Here is a 219-nt window from a genome sequence, read left to right on the forward strand (position 1 = left end):
TGAGAGAAAATGATGGATTACGTATGCTACGCCTCCCATTACTCGCTCATAACAAGGCAATGCGAGATGAGTTGGTCGATAAACTGGTAGAGCATGGTATTGGGGCAACAAAGCTTTATCAATCGAGCATTCCCGATGTTCAAGGCATACCGAGTCGAGTAAAATCGGAATTGCTCTCTAGCATACATCTAGAAAATGCATGCAACTTCGCAGACAGAC

1 protein-coding gene is annotated in these 219 nt (G+C 44.3%); it reads left to right on the forward strand.

What is annotated here, in order from left to right:
- Positions 1 to 23: 23 nt before the first annotated feature.
- A partial coding sequence (locus A3751_RS21580) for a hypothetical protein (protein ID WP_156492731.1) occupies positions 24 to 219 on the forward strand: 196 nt, incomplete at its 3' end.

The organism is Oleiphilus sp. HI0080 (assembly GCF_001635135.1).